Origin of the sequence: Burkholderia paludis (assembly GCF_000732615.1) — a bacterium.
In the GTDB taxonomy this organism is placed as follows: Bacteria; Pseudomonadota; Gammaproteobacteria; order Burkholderiales; family Burkholderiaceae; genus Burkholderia; species Burkholderia paludis.
In genome coordinates, this window is sequence record NZ_JPGL01000005.1 from 252,842 (window position 1) to 270,087 (window position 17,246).

A 17,246-nucleotide genomic window follows, 5' to 3' on the forward strand; every position below is an offset into this window, starting at 1 on the left:
CTTTAATGCCCGCCTTTATTTAATGAAAGCGCGATCGTTATCGGGATAGGCGCGCGGATAATTATCCTGTCCGAATGCCGCAGCGAATATAACCTGAATTGGATAATAACGGCTTTGTCCGGTTATCTTTTCCGCATTTATCGAACTTGTCCTAAGTTTGATTGAATAAATCACGTACCGGACCGGTAATGCGACGAGTCGCCGTCGCTTGCCGGGTTTCGGCCCCGTTTTACGGAACACCCATGAAGGTATCGCCGGCCCGCGAACGGGAGCGAGAGCGGGAGCAGAAGCAGGAGGCTTCCCCGCCCTGCGCCCGCCGTGACGATCCGGCAGGCGTCGCATGTCGCGAACGCAATGAACGCCGGCGCCCCGTCGACGTGCCATCCGGCCGGAGCGAGGTGCTTGCCGCTCACCCCATGGTCGCGGCAGGCCCACGTCCACGCGACCGTGCCCTTTTTTCGTCCATTCTTCCCCGGTTCCCGGGGGCCGCGCCGCACCCTCGGGCCGGCCCGTGCGACAACCGGCCAGAAACCGCTTGCGGCCCGTCCGGCGGGCGATCGCGGCCGATGCGCGCACGATCGGCCCACATCGGCGCTTGACCTCGGCCGACCGACTCGCTAGCGTTTCGGGTTTGCCCGGGCGGCCATTGCCGCCGGTGCCGCGAGCGCGCCCGACGTCCTGGCGCGCGCGGCCGGGCTCCGATGGAAAAGACGATGCAGAAACTCGATGCGGCGAGCCCGCAGGCGATGTCGACGGATTTCACGGCCGACAACGTCGCGCGCCTGAAGGCGCTGTTCCCCGAACTCGTGACCGAAGGCCCGGACGGCGCGTCGGTCGACGTCGACGTGCTGAAGGCGCTGATCGGCGAACGCACGGTCGGCGACGCCGACGAGCGCTACGGCTTCCACTGGCACGGCAAGCGCAGCGCGCGCCAGGCCGCGCTGACGCCGTCGACGGGCACGCTGCGGCCCTGCCCCGACGACAGCGTCGCATGGGACGACACGCGCCATCTGGTGATCGAGGGCGACAACCTCGACGTGATGAAGCTGCTGCACAAGAGCTATGCGGGCAAGGTGAAGCTCGTCTATATCGACCCGCCCTACAACACGGGCAGCGATTTCGTCTATCCGGACGACTTCAGCGACAGCATTCGCCACTACCTGGCGATGACCGGCCAGACCCAGGGCGGCGCGAAGCGCAGCACGAACACCGAGGCGAACGGCCGGTTCCACACCGACTGGCTGAACATGATGTATCCGCGCCTGAAGCTCGCGCACGCGCTGCTGTCCGACGAAGGGCTGATCGCCGTGCACATCGACGAGCACGAGGTGCACGCGCTGGTGCTGATGCTGCGCGAGATCTTCGGCGAGGAGAACGAGCTCGGCGTGGCCGTGTGGGACAAGCGCAACCCGAAGGGCGACGCGCGCGGCGTCGCGTACCAGCACGAATCGCTGGTGCTGTTCGCGCGCAACGCCGAAACGCTGCTCGAACAGGCGCCGCTCAAGCGCCCGAAGCGCAACGCGCAGCGCATGCTCGACGCCGCGCACGACGCGGTATACCGCAGCGGCAACGCGAAGGATGCGCAGAAGGCGTACCGCGCGTGGATGAAGGCGCAGACCAACCTGTCGGGCGGCGAGGTGATGTACGACCGGCTGTCGGAGGACGGCCGCGTGTACCGCCTCGTGTCGATGGCCTGGCCGAACAAGAAGAAGGCGCCGGAAGAGTATTTCACGCCGCTGATCCACCCGGCCACCGGCAAGCCGTGCGCGATGCCGGCGCGCGGCTGGCGCAACCCGCCCGCGACGATGCAGGCGCTGATCGAGCGCGGCCAGATCGAATTCGGCGCGGACGAAACCACGCAGCCGCAGCGGATCTACTACCTCGACGAGAACATGTACGAGAACGTGCCGTCGGTGCTCCCGTTCGCGGGCTCCGACGACGCGCTGCTGAAGACGCTCGGCATTCCGTTCGACCAGCCGAAGCCGGTCGATTTCGCGGCGGCCGTGATCGGCTGGTGCACGCGCGGCGACGACATCGTGCTCGACTGCTTCGCGGGCTCCGGCTCGACCGGCCACGCGGTGATGCAGGTGAACGCGACCGACGGCGGCGCGCGCCGCTACGTGCTCGTGCAGTTGCCCGAGGCGCTCGACCGCCGCGACAAGACGCAGACGAGCGCGGCCGATTTCTGCGCGAAGCTGAAGAAACCGTCGACCCTCGCCGAAATCACGAAGGAGCGCCTGCGCCGCGCCGCGCAGCAGGTCGCGCGCGATTATCCGGAAAGCTATGGCGACCTCGGCTTCCGCGTCTACCGGCTCGACACGACCAACGTGATCGAGTGGGACCCGCGTCGCGACGATTTCGATCATGCGCTGTTCGCCTCGGTCGAGCACGTGAAGACCGGCCGCACCGAGGACGACCTGCTCGCCGAGCTGACGCTGAAGCTCGGCCTCGACCTGTGCACGCCGGTCGAGCATCACCAGGTGGCCGGCAAGGCCGTGCACCTGATCGGCCGCTCGATCGTCGCGTGCTTCGACGCGCGCATCGCGCGCGACGACGCGGGCCCGCTCGCCGACGGCATCGTCGACCTGCTCGACGCGACCGGCGCGACGCGCGACGTCACGTGCCTGTTCCGCGACAGCGGCTTCGTCGACGACGTCGCGAAGCTCAATCTCGCCGCGCTGCTCGAACAGCACGGCGTGAAGCGCGTGCGGAGCCTGTGATGCGGCTGCATTTCGAAGCGGATCTCGACTACCAGCGCGAGGCGATCGACGCCGTCTGCGACCTGTTTCGCGGCCAGGAATCGTATCGCGGCGACTTCAGCGTGCTCGCGAACGCCGCGCCCGGCACCACGGCCGCCGCACAGGGTTCGCTGGGCTTCGCGGTATCGGAACAGGGCGTCGGCAACCGGCTGTCGCTGACCGACGACGCGCTCGCGCGCAACCTCGCCGACGTGCAGCTGCGCGGCGGGTTGCCGCCGTCCGGCGGCCTGCCCGGCTCGCGCGACTTCACGGTCGAGATGGAAACCGGCACCGGCAAGACCTATGTATACCTGCGCACGATCTTCGAGCTGAACCGCCGCTACGGCTTCACGAAATTCGTGATCGTCGTGCCGTCGATCGCGATCAAGGAAGGCGTGCACAAGACGCTTTCCATCACCGAGGATCACTTCCGCGCGCTGTACGCGGGCGTACCGTACGACTACTTCCTGTACGACTCCGCGAAGCTCGGCCAGGTGCGCCACTTCGCGGCGAGCGCGGCGATCCAGATCATGGTGATGACGGTCGCCGCGATCAACAAGAAGGAAATCAACAACCTCTACAAGGACAGCGAGAAGACCGGCGGCGAGAAGCCGATCGACCTGATCCGCGCGACCCGGCCGATCGTGATCGTCGACGAACCGCAGAGCGTCGACGGCGGGCTCGAGGGCCGCGGCCGCGAAGCGCTTGCCGCGATGGCGCCGCTCTGCACGCTGCGCTACTCGGCCACGCACGTCGACCGGCACCACATGGTGTACCGGCTCGACGCGGTCGACGCGTACGAGCGCAAGCTCGTCAAGCAGATCGAGATCGCGTCGGCGATCGTCGAGGACGCGCACAACAAGCCGTACGTGCGGCTCATCGGCGTGTCGAACCGGCGCGGCGCGATCAGCGCGCGCGTCGAGCTCGACGTCGCGACGGCGGCCGGCGTGAAGCGCCAGATCGTGTCGGCCACCGACGGCGACGATCTCGAACGCCTGACCAGACGTGCGCTGTACGCGGGCCTGCGGATCGGCGAAGTGCATGCGGTGAAAGGCGCCGAATACGTCGAGCTGCGCCACCCCGAGGGTGAAGCGTTCCTGTCGCTCGGCGAGGCGTTCGGCGACATCGATACGCTCGCCGTGCAGCGCGAGATGATCCGCCGCACGATCCGCGAGCATCTCGACAAGGAGCTGCGCCTCGCGGAGCGCGGCGTGAAGGTGCTGTCGCTGTTCTTCGTCGACTCGGTCGAGCGCTACCGCCGCTACGACGAGAACGGGATGCCCGCGAAGGGCGACTACGCGCTGATCTTCGAAGAGGAATATGCGCGGGCGGCACGCGTGCCGGCCTACCGCGCGCTGTTCGACGGCGTCGACGTCGCGCTCGAAGTCGGACGCGCGCACAACGGCTATTTCTCGATCGACCGCAAGGGCGGCTGGACCGACACGAGCGAGAGCAGCGCCGCGGCCCGCGAGAACGCGGAGCGCGCGTACGGCCTGATCATGCGCGAGAAGGAAGCGCTGCTGTCGTTCGACACGCCGCTGAAGTTCATCTTCTCGCACTCGGCGCTGAAGGAGGGCTGGGACAACCCGAACGTATTCCAGATCTGCACGCTGCGCGACATCCAGACCGAGCGCGAGCGCCGCCAGACGCTCGGCCGCGGGCTGCGCCTCGCCGTCGACCAGGACGGCGAACGGGTGCGCGACGCGGGCGTGAACACGCTCACCGTGATCGCGACCGAGCGCTACGAGTCGTTCGCGGAGAACCTGCAGAAGGAAATCGAGGCCGACACGGGCATCCGTTTCGGAATCGTCGAGGAACACCAGTTCGCGGCGCTGCCCGTGCAGGAAGGCGACGGGCCCGCGCATGCGCTCGGCGTCGAGCTGTCGCGCGTGCTGTGGAATCACCTGCACGAACAGGGCTACGTCGATGCGCAGGGCAAGGTGCTCGACCGCCTGAAGGACGCGCTGCGCCAGAGCGCGCTGGTGCTGCCGGATGCGTTCGAGATCCTGCGCGCGCCGATCGTCGCGACGCTGCGCAAGCTGTCGGGCCGCTTCGCGGTGCGCAATGCGGACGAGCGCCGCGCGATCGCGTTGCGGCGCGACGCGTCGGGCAAGGCCGTCGTGTTCGGCGACGATTTCGGTGCGTTGTGGGACCGGATCCGTCATCGCACCGTCTACCGCGTCGAATTCGACAACGCGAAGCTCGTGCGCGATTGCGCGGCCGCGCTGCACGACGCGCCGGACATCGCGCGCGCGCGGCTGCAGTGGCGCAAGGCCGAGATCGACATCGGCAAGGCCGGCATCGAGGCGATCGAGGTGGCCGGCGCCGGCACGGTGCTGCTCGACGAAGGCGAACTGCCGCTGCCCGACCTGCTCACCGAACTGCAGGACCGCACGCAGCTCACGCGCCGTTCGCTCGCGACGATCCTGGCCGACAGCGGCCGGCTCGACGATTTCCGGGTGAATCCGCAGCAGTTCATCGCGGTCGCCGCCGAGGCGATCAACCGCTGCAAGCGGCTGGCGCTCGTCGCGGGCATTGCGTACCGCAAGCTCGGCGAGCGCCACGTGCACGCGCTCGAATCGTTCGAGAGCGAGGCGCTGACCGGCTATCTGCGCAACCTGCGGCCCGACGCGCGCAAATCGATCCATGAAGCGGTCGTGTGCGAGACGGACGCGGAACGCGCATTCGCCGATGCGCTCGAGGCGCACGACGGCGTGAAGCTGTATGCGAAGCTGCCCGCGTGGTTCCGCGTGTCGACGCCGCTCGGCAGCTATCACCCGGACTGGGCCGTGCTCGCGGAGCAGGACGGCGGCGAGCGGCTGTACTTCGTCGTCGATACGCCGAATGCGGACGGCAACGCGCCGAGCGAGCACGAGCGCGCGAAGCTCGCGTGCGGCGAAGCGCATTTCCGGGCGCTGGTGGATGGCGACGGCGCGGCGCGCTTCGTGCGCGTCAGGCAGGCGGATGCGCTGTTCGAGCCCGCGGCGCTGCTGAAGGGCGCCGGGCGCTGAAACGAAGGGCGGCGCGAGCCGCCCTTTTTTCATGAGACTTCATGAGGCGCGCGCGATGCGCGCCAGCCGGGGCAACCTGCCGTATCGGCGCCCCGGCAACGACGCGGCTTACTGCACCGGCTGCATGCCCTGCGCGGCGGCCTTGTGTTGCGCGGCCAACTCTTCCGCGTGTTTCTTCGCCATGTGATGGCCGACGATGCAGCCGCCGACCGCGCCAACGACCGCATGGTGGCCGGCGTAGTGGCCGGCAACCCCGCCGACGACCGCGCCCTTCATGCAACCCGCCGCATGCGCGCTGCCGATCGTGGCGAACGCAACGACGGCGGCGATCGCGTACTGCCCGATGTGTCGAATGGACGTCATGTGTTCAAGCTCCTCTTGTTTTCATCGATCCAGCCGCTCAATACCAGCGGCCACCGCGATCATGCCACGCATGTTCGCGCCATTCATGGCGACGCCACTCGCGTTCGCGCCATTCGCGCGCGCGCCAGTCGTCGTAACGATAGCCTACCGGCGCGTACGCGACCGGCGGCGGCGGAGCCTCGTAGACGGGTGCCGGCGCCGCATAGACGGGCACGCCGATGCCGACCGACACGTCGACGTGGGCCGATGCGACGCCCGAGGCTGCCAGCGCCGCCACGCCGAGAACTGCACCGAGAAGAAGTTTCCTGCTCATCTCGCGACTCCCTGCACGTATCGTGCTTCATGTGAATACGGTTCGGAGTCTAGGCATCGGGCGCGGACACAGGTGAAACGGGTATGCGAGAGCGGTAACGGACGTTTACCGGCACGCGTGGAACCCGGCGGGACAAGGTAGAGGCGCGACTCTACACACCGTTGCAACGGCGCATCGAATCGGCAGATCGGGGATGTCCGGCATCGGTCCCGGCCATCGGGGCGCGCCGGCGCGCGTCAGGAACGAACCGCCCGCCGCATGCGCAAGCGGTTCGCAAGCGCGCGTTACGCGCGGATATCGTCGACGCTGCGCAGCCAGTGCACGCTGAACAGGTTGTCCGCATCGGTCCACACGGTATCGGGTACGAATCCCGCGCGGCGCGCGATCGCGCGAAAGCCGTCGATCGTGAACTTGTGCGAGTTCTCCGTGTGGATGCGCTCGCCGGCGTCGAAGCGAAATGCATGGCCGCGCACGTGCACGGTCTGCGCGACGTCGCTGACGAGATGCATCTCGATGCGCTGCCGCTCGCGGTCGTAGAACGCGCAATGCGAAAACGCGTCGACGTCGAAATCCGCGCCGAGTTCGGCGTTCGCGCGCACCAGCAGGTTCAGGTTGAACTGCGCGGTCACGCCCTGCGCGTCGTTGTACGCGTCGTGCAGCGTACCTTCGTCCTTCACGAGATCGGCGCCCACCAGCAAGCCGCCGCCGCGCAGCAGTCGCGCGGCATCGTGCAGGAATGCGTCGGCTTCCTCCGGCGAGAAGTTGCCGATCGTCGAGCCGGGGAAGAAACCGATGCGCCGCCGCGGCGTTCCGGTCAGCTCGGCCAGTTGCTCGGCCTTCGTGTAGTCGGCCGCGAGCGGCGCGACGTCGAGCCACGGATAGGCCGCCCGCAACCGTGCGGCGGCGTCGTGCAGGTGGTCGGCGGAGATGTCGACCGGCACGTAGCGCGCCGGCGCGTTCGCGTAGTTGCCCGCGAACGCGTCGAGCAGCACGCGGATCTTCTCGAGCGAGCCCGCGCCGAATTCGACGATGTCCGCATGCGGGCCGACGCGCCGCACGATCTCGGCCGCGCGGTCGCGCAGGATGCCGAGCTCGGTGCGCGTGGGGTAATACTCCGGCAGTTCGCAGATGCGGTCGAACAGCGCGGAGCCGGCCGCATCGTAGAAGTATTTCGGCGGAATGCTGCGCGGCGTGCGCGACAGTCCGTCGATCAGGTCGCGCTCGAACGCGCTCGGCCGCGAATCGCGGGCGGGTTGCTGGCCACCGCTCGTGGCCGTCTGGTCAGACGTCTCGCGCAAGTCGCACTCCCGTGAATTGCCAGCGCGCGGCCGGCGGAAAGAAATTGCGGTACGTCGGCCGTTCGTGCCCGGGCGGCGTCGCGATGCTGCTGCCGCGCAGGACTTGCTGGCCGACCATGAACTTGCCGTTGTATTCGGCCGCCACGCCCGCGAGCGGCCGGAAGCCCGGATAGGGCTCGTAGGACGAGCGCGTCCACTGCCACACGTGCCCGAGCATCTGCCGGATGCCTTCGGCGGGGAACGCCGTTTCCCATTCGAATTCGGTCGGCAGCCGCGCGCCGGCCCATTCCGCATACGCGGCTGCTTCGTAGAAGCTCACATGGCACACCGGGGCATCGGGCGCGAGCGGTTCGACGCCGTGCAGGCCGAACGTGCGCCAGGCCTGCGTCGCGGCCGCGTCGCCTTCGCCGCGCAGCCAGTACGCGGGCGCCTGCCACCCTTCCCGCTGCACGGTCGCCCAGCCGTCGGACAACCAGTATTCGGGACGCGTGTAGCCGCCCTCTGCGATGAACGCCGCGAATTCCGCGTTCGTCACGAGGCGGTTCGCGATTTCGTACGGCCGCACGAGCGCCGTATGACGCGGCCGTTCGTTGTCGAACGAGAACGCCTCGCCGGCGTGGCCGATCTCGACGAGTCCGCCCGCCTGGCGCAGCCAGCGCTGCGCGCCGGCGTCGCCCGCGGCCATCGCGTCGCCGTCCATCCCGTTGCGCGGCCGGAACGCCGGCTTCAGCGGGTTGCACGAGAACGCGTGCAGCATGTCGGTGACGATCAGTTCCTGGTGCTGCTGCTCGTGATGCAGGCCGAGCTCGACTTCGGGCGCGATCGCGTCGAGCTGCGCCGCGTCGGCGCCGGCCAGCGCGCGCAGCAGCGCATCGTCCACGTATTGCCGATACGCGTGCACCTCGTCGAGCGACGGACGCGTGAGCAGCCCGCGCTGCGGCCGCGGATGGCGCGGGCCGAGCGCTTCGTAGTAGGAATTGAAGAGGAACTGGAACGCGCCGTCGAACGGCGCGTAGCCGGGCACGCGGCGCATCAGCACGACGGTCTCGAAGAACCAGGTCGTATGCGCGAGGTGCCACTTCGTCGGGCTCGCGTCCGGCATCGACTGCACGGCCTGGTCTTCGGCGGACAGCGTCGCGGTCAGCGCGACGCTGTGGGCGCGCACGTCCTGGTAACGGCGCTGAAGCTGTGAGGCAAGGAGGCTCATCGGTTTACCGTCCACGTCGCGATTCGCTGCGTTGCGTTGCCGGAAAAGGGAAAGCCTTGCGCGTGAGGCGCGCGGCTGGCGTGCGACCTGCTGCTGCGTCGTCGGGCAGCCGGCGCGCGCGCCGGGCCGCTGATGCGGCGTCCCTTCATCTGCCCTTGCAGAACAGTATGGTCCAGAAATGTGAATGCTGCGAATCGGGATGCGGACGGACCGCGTCCGAAAGAAAAATGAAAGTGTCGACGGAGAGCGCATCGGCCGCGCGACGACGTGGCGAAGCCTGCCCGGACGGGCTGGCCAGCGGATTAACCGCGAACCGGCCAGCCGGTCCGGCTACTGACGGCCCATGACAACGCGCGACGGTCGTGAGCGATGGCTTCATGATGCGCGCGTTTGTATGACGAACGCGGGCGGCGGCTCCGCGTGAACGGCCCTACCCTTTGCCTGCGACATCGCAGTCGCGAAGGTTTCCGGAATTTTTTTGCGTCGATGTCACACGCGCGGCAGCTCGCTCGTCATGTCACCGGAACCCACACGAAAGGAGAAGGAACCATGACTGCGAAACTCAATCCGTTTGCCGCCGCCCCCGCGCTGATGAAGGACTGGATGACCGTGTCGGTCGCCGCCGCCGGGAGCCTCGAACCGGCGCTGATCGAGCTGGTCAAGATCCGCGCGTCCCAGATCAACGCGTGCGCGAACTGCATTAACATGCACACGGCCGAGGCCCGCGGGCAAGGCGAGACCGAGCAGCGCATCTACCTGCTGTCCGCGTGGCGCGAAGCGCCCTGCTACTCCGACCGCGAACGCGCGGCGCTCGGCTGGACCGATGCGCTCACGCGGCTGTCGGAGGGTCATGCGGCGCACGAAGCGGCCTACGCGGCGCTGAACGACCACTTCAGCCAGGAGGAACAGGTGAAACTCACGCTGATGATCAACGTGATCAACGGCTGGAACCGGCTCGCCGTCGGCTTCGGGCTGTGGATCGCCCCGGCCGACGCGAAGGCCGCCGCCGCGAAGATGGTGGCCTGATGCCGAGCCGCGATCCGGCCAGCGGCCGCGCCGACGAACGGGCCGACGCGGCCGCGAGCTTCGACCCGCTGCGGCGCACGCTGATCCGCGTCGCATACCGGATGCTCGGTTCCGTCGCGGATGCCGAGGACGTCGTGCAGGAGGCGTTCATCCGCTGGATGAACGTCGACCGCACCGAGGTGCGCGTGCCCGAGGCGTTCCTGCGCCGCATGGTGATGCGCATGTGCCTCGACCAGCTGAAGTCCGCGCGGCACCAGCGCGAGACCTACATCGGCCCGTGGCTGCCCGAGCCGGTCGTCGACGAGGACGAGCAGGAAGACGTCACGCTGCCGCTGCTGCTCGCGCTCGAACGGCTTTCGCCGCTCGAACGCGCGGCGTTCCTGCTGCACGACGTGTTCGGCCTCGAGTTCGACGAAGTGGCCACGACGATCCAGCGCGACCCGGCCGCGTGCCGGCAGCTCGCCGCGCGGGCCCGCACGCATGTGCGCGAGGCGCGGCCGCGTTTCCATGTCGAGAAGCAGCGCGGGATCGAACTGGCGGAAGCGTTTTTCGCGGCATCGCGCAGCGGCGACCTGCGCACGCTCGGCGCGATGCTTGCCGAGGACGTGAGCCTGCATTCGGACGGCGGCGGCAAGCGCTCGGCCACGGGCAAGCCGGTGTTCGGTTTCGAGCGCGTGATGAAGGTGCACGAGTACCTGGCCGAACTGTTCGTCACGCACGCGTCGAAGCTCGTGCGTGCGGGGTTCATCAACGGGCTGCCGGGTTTCGTCACGCTGGAATCCGATGGCGAGCTGCAGACCACGGCGCTCGAGATCGAGGACGGGAAGATCGTCGCGATCTATGTCGTGCGGAATCCTGACAAGTTGAAGCACCTGCATTGAGGGCGGCGGGATTGCGCGTCGGGTGCCGTGCGCATGCACGGCCGCGATGCGCGCTACGCTCCGTCCTGCCGCCCTGCTTTACCGGCCGCCGGTTCGCACAATCAATACGTCCCGATCACGAGATTGCGGATCATGATCATCAGGAAGCCGAGCAACGGTGTCGCGACCGAGAAACCGGTCGCCGCGAGCCAGTTCGTGCCGCCCTGCGCTTCCAGCAGCGCAAGAAACGATTCGCGGGACGTCGCGTTCGGGCGCAGCTTGTCGATCCGGCGCTCGACATGCGCCTTGTAGAGGCCGTTCCCGTACCAGCCGAGCGACACCGCAATCCCGATCGTGACCGGGTCGAGCGTGCTCGATTCGAAGTATTTCGGGAAGAACAGCAACTCGACCAGCGTGATCCCGAGCGACGCGCCGAGGACAGCCGCCGCCTGCCAGTACATGCATCGATACGCCATCCAGACCGGGCCCAGGAAACAGGCTGCCCAGTTCCACGACTGCCGGTTCTTGCGCGATGCGGCGAGCGTCCATTTCCGCTCGAACCAGGCGGCTTTCTTGCCGACATACGCAGCAATTTCGTCGTTGCTCGCGGACGATGTGGCGGTCGTGACGTCGGACATGTCGTGTGCTCTCGGTCGCGCGGATCGCGCGTTGTTGTTTTGATGCGTTGGAAATCGGGCGACGGCCGGAACGGCCGCTTCGATGCGCACACGATTCTACGCGCGGCGCAGTGGCCGTTGTATGGCGAATCGAGGGGTCGGTGAGGAAGGATGCGATGCCGTGGATCGCGCAACGCATCGGGGCGACATGCGTTGTTTCGGCCGGAAAAAGAAAAACGCCACGCGAAGTTGCCGCGTGGCGTCTGTATGTTGGCGAGCCGCATTGCCTGTAGGCAAGTTGTGCTGCCAGACCCCTTCATTTTGTTCGTTGGTAGGCTCGATTGGATTCGAACCAACGACCCCCACCATGTCAAGGTGGTGCTCTAACCAACTGAGCTACGAGCCTAAGAAGCCGCGAATTATAGAGAGGGTTTTTGAGGAGCACAAGCCCTTTCGTGAAAATTTTTTGAATCGGGGGGCGCGAGGGACGGCGATCGAGGTCGCGTGGCGATGCCGGGAGCGTTGATGTCGCCTCGTCGCATCACAGCAAAACGCGTCGCTGCGCTGTGGTGTTATCCACATTCCCCTCTGGATAACCGTCCTGCAAGCCTCTGGATTCACAGTGGAACGATTGAGGATATGTCGGCGAGTCTGTGAATCGACGAAAAGTTGTTCTGTGCTGCGCGGAGCTGTTCACGCGCGACACCCATGGTTATGCATTCCGCTTCCTGCTGAGAATTCATGATGTTAGGGACGTTATCCACTGTGAGGCACAGCGCTTGTTAACTATCACTACGTATATATACGAACCCTGTTAACACCGTTGGATAAGCACAGTCCGGCGACTGTGATCCGCTCGCGATATGCACTGCGTGCGGCGAGCAGAGGAACGAATCGGGAAGCTGTGAAGCGCTTTCGACGATGCACGCGCGGTCATGTCTGTAGAATCGCCGGCATTCAGGATGCGGGGGCCTGGCGCACAGGCTCACGGCACATGACCGATTCTTCGATGACCCGGCTCGACGCGCTCGATATCGATGCCGTCGTACGCCGGATGCAGCAACACTCAGGCGACATCGTGCTCGAGCAACGCGTGTCGATCCCGGAAGCCGATGTCTTGTGCTGCTGCTACAAGGGCGAGCGATTCAACGTGAAGTTCGATCTCGACTATGGGGTGTCGGTTGATCGTGTCGGCAAGCTGTCTGGCGACGACGTCGCGGAGATCATTAGATGGCTCACGAAGGAAGCAGGATGATCACAGGGGACGACACTGGACGAAGCGATCGATGAAGGCACCTGTCGATGAGATGCTGGTGACGGATATTGCCGGTCACGTTGCGGTTGTCATGACCGATCTGGTGACTGCTGCCGATGTACTGGTACGGATGGGCTTCGCTCGGCAGTCCGGTCGCTGGGAACGCGCGATCGCGGACGACAACGACCGCCGGGCGCTCGTTGCCGCGCTCATCGATCTCGATGCGCTGTTTTCCGCGGGCCGCGACTGGAGTCCGCAGGCACTCGTCGAGTATTACCGGGAGATCGGCGTTCTTCGAAGCGGGTACCGTTCCGTCGCATGGAGCGGGCCGGGACAGTACGTCATCGAACGCCATGGATACGGGTCGTGAATGGTCGATGTCTTCCACGGAGCGATGAAACCGAAGAAAGAGCAGGGCGACGCGAGTGCCGCTCGCAACCGGAGTGAGTAATGGGACTGAGCGTTTGCCATCGGCATGGAGATGTTTCCACGGCGACGACGTCGACGGGCGTTGCCGCACGCATCAGGCTGCGCGCGCAGTGTGGGCCCGGCGAACTCGTGAAGGTCTCGCTCGACCGGCCGAGATACAGCTGGGAGATGTGGATGTTGCGCGCAGAGCTCGACGAGCACGAGGCCGATGCGACCTTTGTCGATCAGGTCGCGCACGTGAAGGTCTTTCCGAAGATCGCGGCGCTGGAGCGCTTGCGCGCATACATGTGTTTGGCGTGCCTGGACGAACTGCTCGTGCGCTCCGGCGAGGCGCCTTATAAACCGACGACGAAAGAGCAGGCGTTCGACACGTCTGTCGTCGCGGCGAATGCAAAGTGGCCTCGCAATTTCGCGCGATGCGAGCTTCATGGGCTGATCCGGCCGACGCGGGCATCGCCGGATATCGAAACGGCGATCCTGACGATCGATGTGATCCGTGATTGTCACGTCGTGCGCGTGATCGATGCCCGCGTGAAGCATGAACCCACGTATTGGTTCGACGAAGCGTTTTTGCGCAAGGTGTTCGGGCCGGATATCGACATCGTCGATTCGACGTTCCGGATCGACGATCGGGACATGGTCGCGCGGCTGTGGGACGCCGGTGAGTATGTGTGTCCGGTGTGTCTGCGGGAGGTGTTGAAACGCAGCGGCCTGGGCAACGACGACGCGCCAGCTTGACCCGAACGATGCGACGGCGGCCGGCGCAATCCGCATGGCGGATCGTGCCGCGCGTGTTGCGGTCATGCCCCTGTTCCTGGTCCGACGATTAGTCTTAATGCCCTGATTAAACGGTAGAATCTCGCGCGACTGAGTCACAGACACCATCCGAGGGTGCTGAAATAAAAAAGGGCTGCATCATGAACGTGCCGAACGTCGGCGCCGCGCTTCGCGGCGGATTGCTTCAGCAGGACCGTTTGCTCAAGTTGGATACGCCGTTGGGAGTCAACGTACTCGCCGTACAGCGCGCCATCGGCCGATCGCGGATCGGACGAGACTATTCGTTCACGCTCGATGTCGTCGCGGGCAATGACGATCTCGAACTCAAGAAGCTGATCGCCCAGCCGGCCACGTTGTGGATTCAGCAGGCGAACAATGCGTACCGGCCCGTCAGCGGCTATATCTACTCCGCGCGCCGGCTTGGCGCGAAAGGCGGGGTAACGACCTATCAGCTCGAACTGCACGCGTGGATGCATGTGCTGCGGTTCCGCCGCGACGAGAAAATCTGGATCGACAAGCACGCAGAGGAAATTATTTCCGATGTGCTCGACACGCATCCGGAAGCGCGCGGATTGTTCCGGTTTGCGTTGTCGCAGCCATTGGAGAACCGGTCGTACACGCGGCAAAGCGAGACGGACTGGAACTTCGTGCACCGGCTGATGGAAGACGAGGGGCTGTACGGCGCGTGGCAGCAGGCCGACGACGGCAAGTCGCATACGCTCGTCATCACCGACAACCTGCAGGCGTTCGCGCCGCTGTCGCCGGAAACCGTGCGCTTCTATCGCGGCGGCGTGGGCAGCGAGGCCGACGCGTTCACGCAATGGTCGGGCACGCGCACGCTGCAGAGCGTGACCCGCACGACGCGCACGTTCGACTACAAGAATCCTTCACAGCCGTCGAATCCGAAGGGCACGTCGCTGCCGACGATGGGCGGCCAGGGCGAGCTGCCGGATCAGCTCGAGGTCTACGAGTACACCGGCGCCTATACGTATCTCGACCAGTCGCGCGGCGACCATCTGACGAAGGTGCGGATGGAAGAGTGGGAGTCGCAGGCGAAGCGCTTTCATGGCGCGGGCGGCGTGCGCGCGATCGATGCAGGCCGGCGCTTCACGCTGGCCGATCACCCCGCGCACGAACGCGATTCCGCCGATCAGCGCGAGTTCGCCGCGATCGGTGTTTCCTGGTGGATCGAGAACAACCTGCCCGTATCGGGCACCGACTCGGATTTCCCGCATAGCCTGGGTCGCGCGCTCGGTCAGGTGCGCGCGCGTTACGAAAACACACCCGGCCTCGAGGTATCGCACGGCGACGGGTCGGTCGGTTTCTATCTCGTCGAGGTCGAAGCGCAGCGCGTGAGCGTGCCGTATCGCAGCCCGTTCGAGCATCACAAGCCGGAGATGCATCTCGAGACGGCGATCGTCGTCGGGCCGCAGGGCGAAGAGGTTTATACCGACGCGCTGAACCGGATTCGCGTGCAGTTCGTGTGGGATCGCCTGAACCCGGGCAACGAGAACGCGTCGTGCTGGGTGCGCGTCGTGCAGTCGGATACCGGCGGCGGCTACGGCGGCGTGCATGTGCCGCGGATCGGCGAGGAAGTGCTGATCAACTACATCGGCGGCGATTGCGACCGGCCGCTGGCGGTCGGGCGCGTGTACAACGGCGCGAACCAGCCGCAGTGGCATACCGACGGGATCCTGTCGGGCTATCGGTCAAAAGAGTATTCGGGCAGCGGCTACAACCAGCTCGTGATGGACGACGCAACCGGGCAGAACCGCGTGCAGCTGATGAGCAGCAGCGCGAACAGCCTGCTGCATCTCGGCTACATCATCGACCACAACGCCAATTCACGCGGGGCGTATCTCGGCAGCGGGTTCGACCTGCGCTCGGATGCGTACGGCGCGGTGCGGGCCAGCCAGGGCCTGTACGTGACGACGCATCCGAAGGCGGCGAACAGCCAGCCGCTCGACGTGAAGGAGGCGCAGCAGCAGCTGGTGACGGGCGAGAGCCTCGTCGAGGCGATGTCGGAAGTGAGCGAGCAGCATCAGGCGGAAAGCCTGAAGGAAGCGCAGGACACGATGCGCGCGTTCACCGACGCGACGCAGGACAGTGCATCGGGCAGCGCGTCGGGCGGACGCACGGCAGGCGGCGGCACGGGCAGCGCGAACGCGTTCAAGGAGCCGGTGATGCTGTTCGGCAGCCCGTCGGGGATCGGGATGTCGACGCAGCAGTCGGTGCATGTGGTCGCGAACGATCACGTGAACGTGGCGAGCGGGCAAAGCGTGCACGTTGCGGCGGGCAAGTCGCTGCTGGCGAGCATCGGACAGAAGCTGAGCCTGTTCGCGCAGAACGCGGGGATGAAGCTGTTCGCGGGCAAGGGCAAGGTGGAGATCCAGGCGCAGTCGGACAACATCGAGGTGACCGCGCAGAAGGCCGTGAAGGTGGTGTCGGCGACGGCGCTGATCGAGATCGCGGCCGATCAGGGGATTCTGCTGACGAGCGGCGGGGCATACATCCGGATCAAGGACGGCAATGTCGAGATTCACGCCCCCGGAAAGATCGACGTGAAGGGGGCGTCGCATACGTTCGCAGGGCCGGCGAGCATGGGGTATCCGTTGCCGAGCCCAAGGCCGGATCAGCCGGGGCAGTTGGAGTTGCTGCACCAGTATGCGAATGGTGAGGGTTTCAAGGGCGGCAAGTTCACAGTGCTGGACGCCAGCGGCGGCGTGTTGCGGGAGGGCGCGCTGGATGCGAAGGGACATACGATCGTGAGCGGCTTGCCGGCCGGCGCAGCGCAGGTCCAGTTCGGCGAGGATCCGCGCAATCAGTACGATCCGTCGAGCGTATTCAAGACGGCGCAATGGCCAGCGAAGCCGTTGCAGGAAGGGAATGCGGCTGCGACGGCGATGTCTCAACTGGGCGGTCTGCTGCCGCCCGGTGCACTGCCGGCCGCGACAAAGTTGGCGGACGTCGCAAGGCAGGCCGCACAAGGCGGCATCGGGAAGGCGTTGGGCGGACAGGCGATGGGGCTCGCGCAGGGGGCGCTTGCGAACGCGTTGCCGTCGGGTGCGATGGGTGCCGTGTCGGGGGCGACTCAACTGGCCGGCATCGCCGGGCAGGTTGGCCAGGGCGGCATCGGCCCGGCATTGAGTGGTCAGGCAATGAATCTTGCCAAGGGCGCGCTCGCGGGCGCGCTGCCATCGAGCGCAGGCACGGCGTTGTCGCAGGCGGCCCAGCTCGGCGCCGCGGCAAAGCAGGTCGGCGCACTTGCTCAAGCGGCGCGCAGCGCCGTGCCCGCGCTGAGCATGCTCTGACGATCCGTTCGCGCGATACGCGACCTCACATTTTCGAATCA

The 17,246-nt window shown here is 66.3% G+C and carries 13 protein-coding genes and 1 tRNA gene; 8 read left to right on the forward strand and 6 right to left on the reverse strand.

Annotated elements, in window-relative coordinates; all coding sequences use genetic code 11:
* Positions 1-701: 701 nt before the first annotated feature.
* A complete protein-coding gene (locus GQ56_RS0102560; RefSeq protein WP_031397146.1) occupies positions 702-2,720 on the forward strand; it encodes a site-specific DNA-methyltransferase in 2,019 nt (672 codons plus the stop codon).
* On the forward strand, positions 2,720-5,749 hold the full coding sequence (locus GQ56_RS0102565; protein WP_031397147.1) for a type III restriction-modification system endonuclease: 3,030 nt from the start codon (positions 2,720-2,722) through the stop codon (positions 5,747-5,749). The genes GQ56_RS0102560 and GQ56_RS0102565 overlap by 1 nt, the downstream gene beginning before the upstream one ends.
* 108 nt (positions 5,750-5,857) lie before the next feature.
* Here GQ56_RS0102565 and GQ56_RS0102570 read toward each other — a convergent pair whose 3' ends face one another.
* From GQ56_RS0102570 to egtB, 4 genes are all read right to left on the reverse strand, one after another.
* Positions 5,858-6,112, reverse strand: coding sequence for a hypothetical protein (locus GQ56_RS0102570; protein ID WP_031397148.1), 255 nt, complete (start codon positions 6,110-6,112; stop codon positions 5,858-5,860).
* Between the two features lie 37 nt (positions 6,113-6,149).
* Complete coding sequence (locus GQ56_RS0102575; protein ID WP_031397149.1) at positions 6,150-6,425, reverse strand: hypothetical protein; 276 nt, start codon at positions 6,423-6,425, stop codon at positions 6,150-6,152.
* A gap of 284 nt (positions 6,426-6,709) precedes the next feature.
* Positions 6,710-7,723, reverse strand: a complete 1,014-nt coding sequence (gene egtD, locus GQ56_RS0102580; protein ID WP_031397150.1) for an L-histidine N(alpha)-methyltransferase — start codon at positions 7,721-7,723, stop codon at positions 6,710-6,712.
* On the reverse strand, positions 7,707-8,930 hold the full coding sequence (gene egtB, locus GQ56_RS0102585; protein WP_031397151.1) for an ergothioneine biosynthesis protein EgtB: 1,224 nt from the start codon (positions 8,928-8,930) through the stop codon (positions 7,707-7,709). The genes egtD and egtB overlap by 17 nt, the downstream gene beginning before the upstream one ends.
* A 549-nt stretch (positions 8,931-9,479) precedes the next feature.
* Between egtB and GQ56_RS0102590 the strand changes: the two genes are divergently transcribed.
* Together GQ56_RS0102590 and GQ56_RS0102595 are read left to right on the forward strand one after the other, a co-directional pair.
* Positions 9,480-9,956, forward strand: a complete 477-nt coding sequence (locus GQ56_RS0102590) for a carboxymuconolactone decarboxylase family protein (protein ID WP_031397152.1) — start codon at positions 9,480-9,482, stop codon at positions 9,954-9,956.
* Positions 9,956-10,837, forward strand: a complete 882-nt coding sequence (locus tag GQ56_RS0102595; RefSeq protein WP_031397153.1) for a sigma-70 family RNA polymerase sigma factor — start codon at positions 9,956-9,958, stop codon at positions 10,835-10,837. The genes GQ56_RS0102590 and GQ56_RS0102595 overlap by 1 nt, the downstream gene beginning before the upstream one ends.
* Before the next feature lie 101 nt (positions 10,838-10,938).
* Here the strand turns inward: GQ56_RS0102595 and GQ56_RS0102600 are convergent, their stop codons facing one another.
* Together GQ56_RS0102600 and GQ56_RS0102605 are read right to left on the reverse strand one after the other, a co-directional pair.
* On the reverse strand, positions 10,939-11,454 hold the full coding sequence (locus GQ56_RS0102600; RefSeq protein ID WP_031397154.1) for a DUF2628 domain-containing protein: 516 nt from the start codon (positions 11,452-11,454) through the stop codon (positions 10,939-10,941).
* A 308-nt stretch (positions 11,455-11,762) separates the two neighbouring features.
* Positions 11,763-11,839 (reverse strand) — tRNA-Val (locus GQ56_RS0102605).
* 588 nt (positions 11,840-12,427) lie between these two features.
* On the opposite strand from GQ56_RS0102605, the gene GQ56_RS39120 reads away from it, so the two are divergent.
* The 4 genes from GQ56_RS39120 (at position 12,428) to tssI (ending at position 17,205) form a co-directional block, all read left to right on the forward strand.
* Positions 12,428-12,688 (forward strand): hypothetical protein, encoded by a 261-nt coding sequence (locus GQ56_RS39120; RefSeq protein WP_043301018.1) that lies wholly within the window; start codon positions 12,428-12,430, stop codon positions 12,686-12,688.
* Positions 12,689-12,719: 31 nt separating this feature from the next.
* Positions 12,720-13,058 carry a hypothetical protein gene (locus GQ56_RS0102615; RefSeq protein WP_031397156.1) on the forward strand — a complete coding sequence of 113 codons (339 nt, stop codon included), beginning with the start codon at positions 12,720-12,722 and terminating at the stop codon, positions 13,056-13,058.
* A gap of 80 nt (positions 13,059-13,138) precedes the next feature.
* Positions 13,139-13,855 carry a hypothetical protein gene (locus GQ56_RS0102625; protein ID WP_152601613.1) on the forward strand — a complete coding sequence of 239 codons (717 nt, stop codon included), beginning with the start codon at positions 13,139-13,141 and terminating at the stop codon, positions 13,853-13,855.
* Positions 13,856-14,034: 179 nt separating this feature from the next.
* Entirely contained in the window at positions 14,035-17,205 is a 3,171-nt protein-coding gene (tssI, locus tag GQ56_RS0102630; RefSeq protein WP_031397158.1) for a type VI secretion system Vgr family protein, read from the forward strand.
* Positions 17,206-17,246: the final 41 nt, after the last annotated feature.

Coding starts and splice junctions, on each gene's coding strand:
- GQ56_RS0102595 (WP_031397153.1), top strand. CDS start 9,956: ATGCCGAGCCGCGATCCGGCCAGCGGCCGCGCCGACGAACGGGCCGAC.
- GQ56_RS0102615 (WP_031397156.1), top strand. CDS start 12,720: ATGAAGGCACCTGTCGATGAGATGCTGGTGACGGATATTGCCGGTCAC.
- GQ56_RS0102600 (WP_031397154.1), bottom strand. CDS start 11,454: ATGTCCGACGTCACGACCGCCACATCGTCCGCGAGCAACGACGAAATT.
- egtB (WP_031397151.1), bottom strand. CDS start 8,930: ATGAGCCTCCTTGCCTCACAGCTTCAGCGCCGTTACCAGGACGTGCGC.
- GQ56_RS0102625 (WP_152601613.1), top strand. CDS start 13,139: ATGGGACTGAGCGTTTGCCATCGGCATGGAGATGTTTCCACGGCGACG.
- GQ56_RS0102590 (WP_031397152.1), top strand. CDS start 9,480: ATGACTGCGAAACTCAATCCGTTTGCCGCCGCCCCCGCGCTGATGAAG.
- GQ56_RS0102570 (WP_031397148.1), bottom strand. CDS start 6,112: ATGACGTCCATTCGACACATCGGGCAGTACGCGATCGCCGCCGTCGTT.
- GQ56_RS0102565 (WP_031397147.1), top strand. CDS start 2,720: ATGCGGCTGCATTTCGAAGCGGATCTCGACTACCAGCGCGAGGCGATC.
- GQ56_RS39120 (WP_043301018.1), top strand. CDS start 12,428: ATGACCGATTCTTCGATGACCCGGCTCGACGCGCTCGATATCGATGCC.
- GQ56_RS0102575 (WP_031397149.1), bottom strand. CDS start 6,425: ATGAGCAGGAAACTTCTTCTCGGTGCAGTTCTCGGCGTGGCGGCGCTG.
- GQ56_RS0102560 (WP_031397146.1), top strand. CDS start 702: ATGGAAAAGACGATGCAGAAACTCGATGCGGCGAGCCCGCAGGCGATG.
- tssI (WP_031397158.1), top strand. CDS start 14,035: ATGAACGTGCCGAACGTCGGCGCCGCGCTTCGCGGCGGATTGCTTCAG.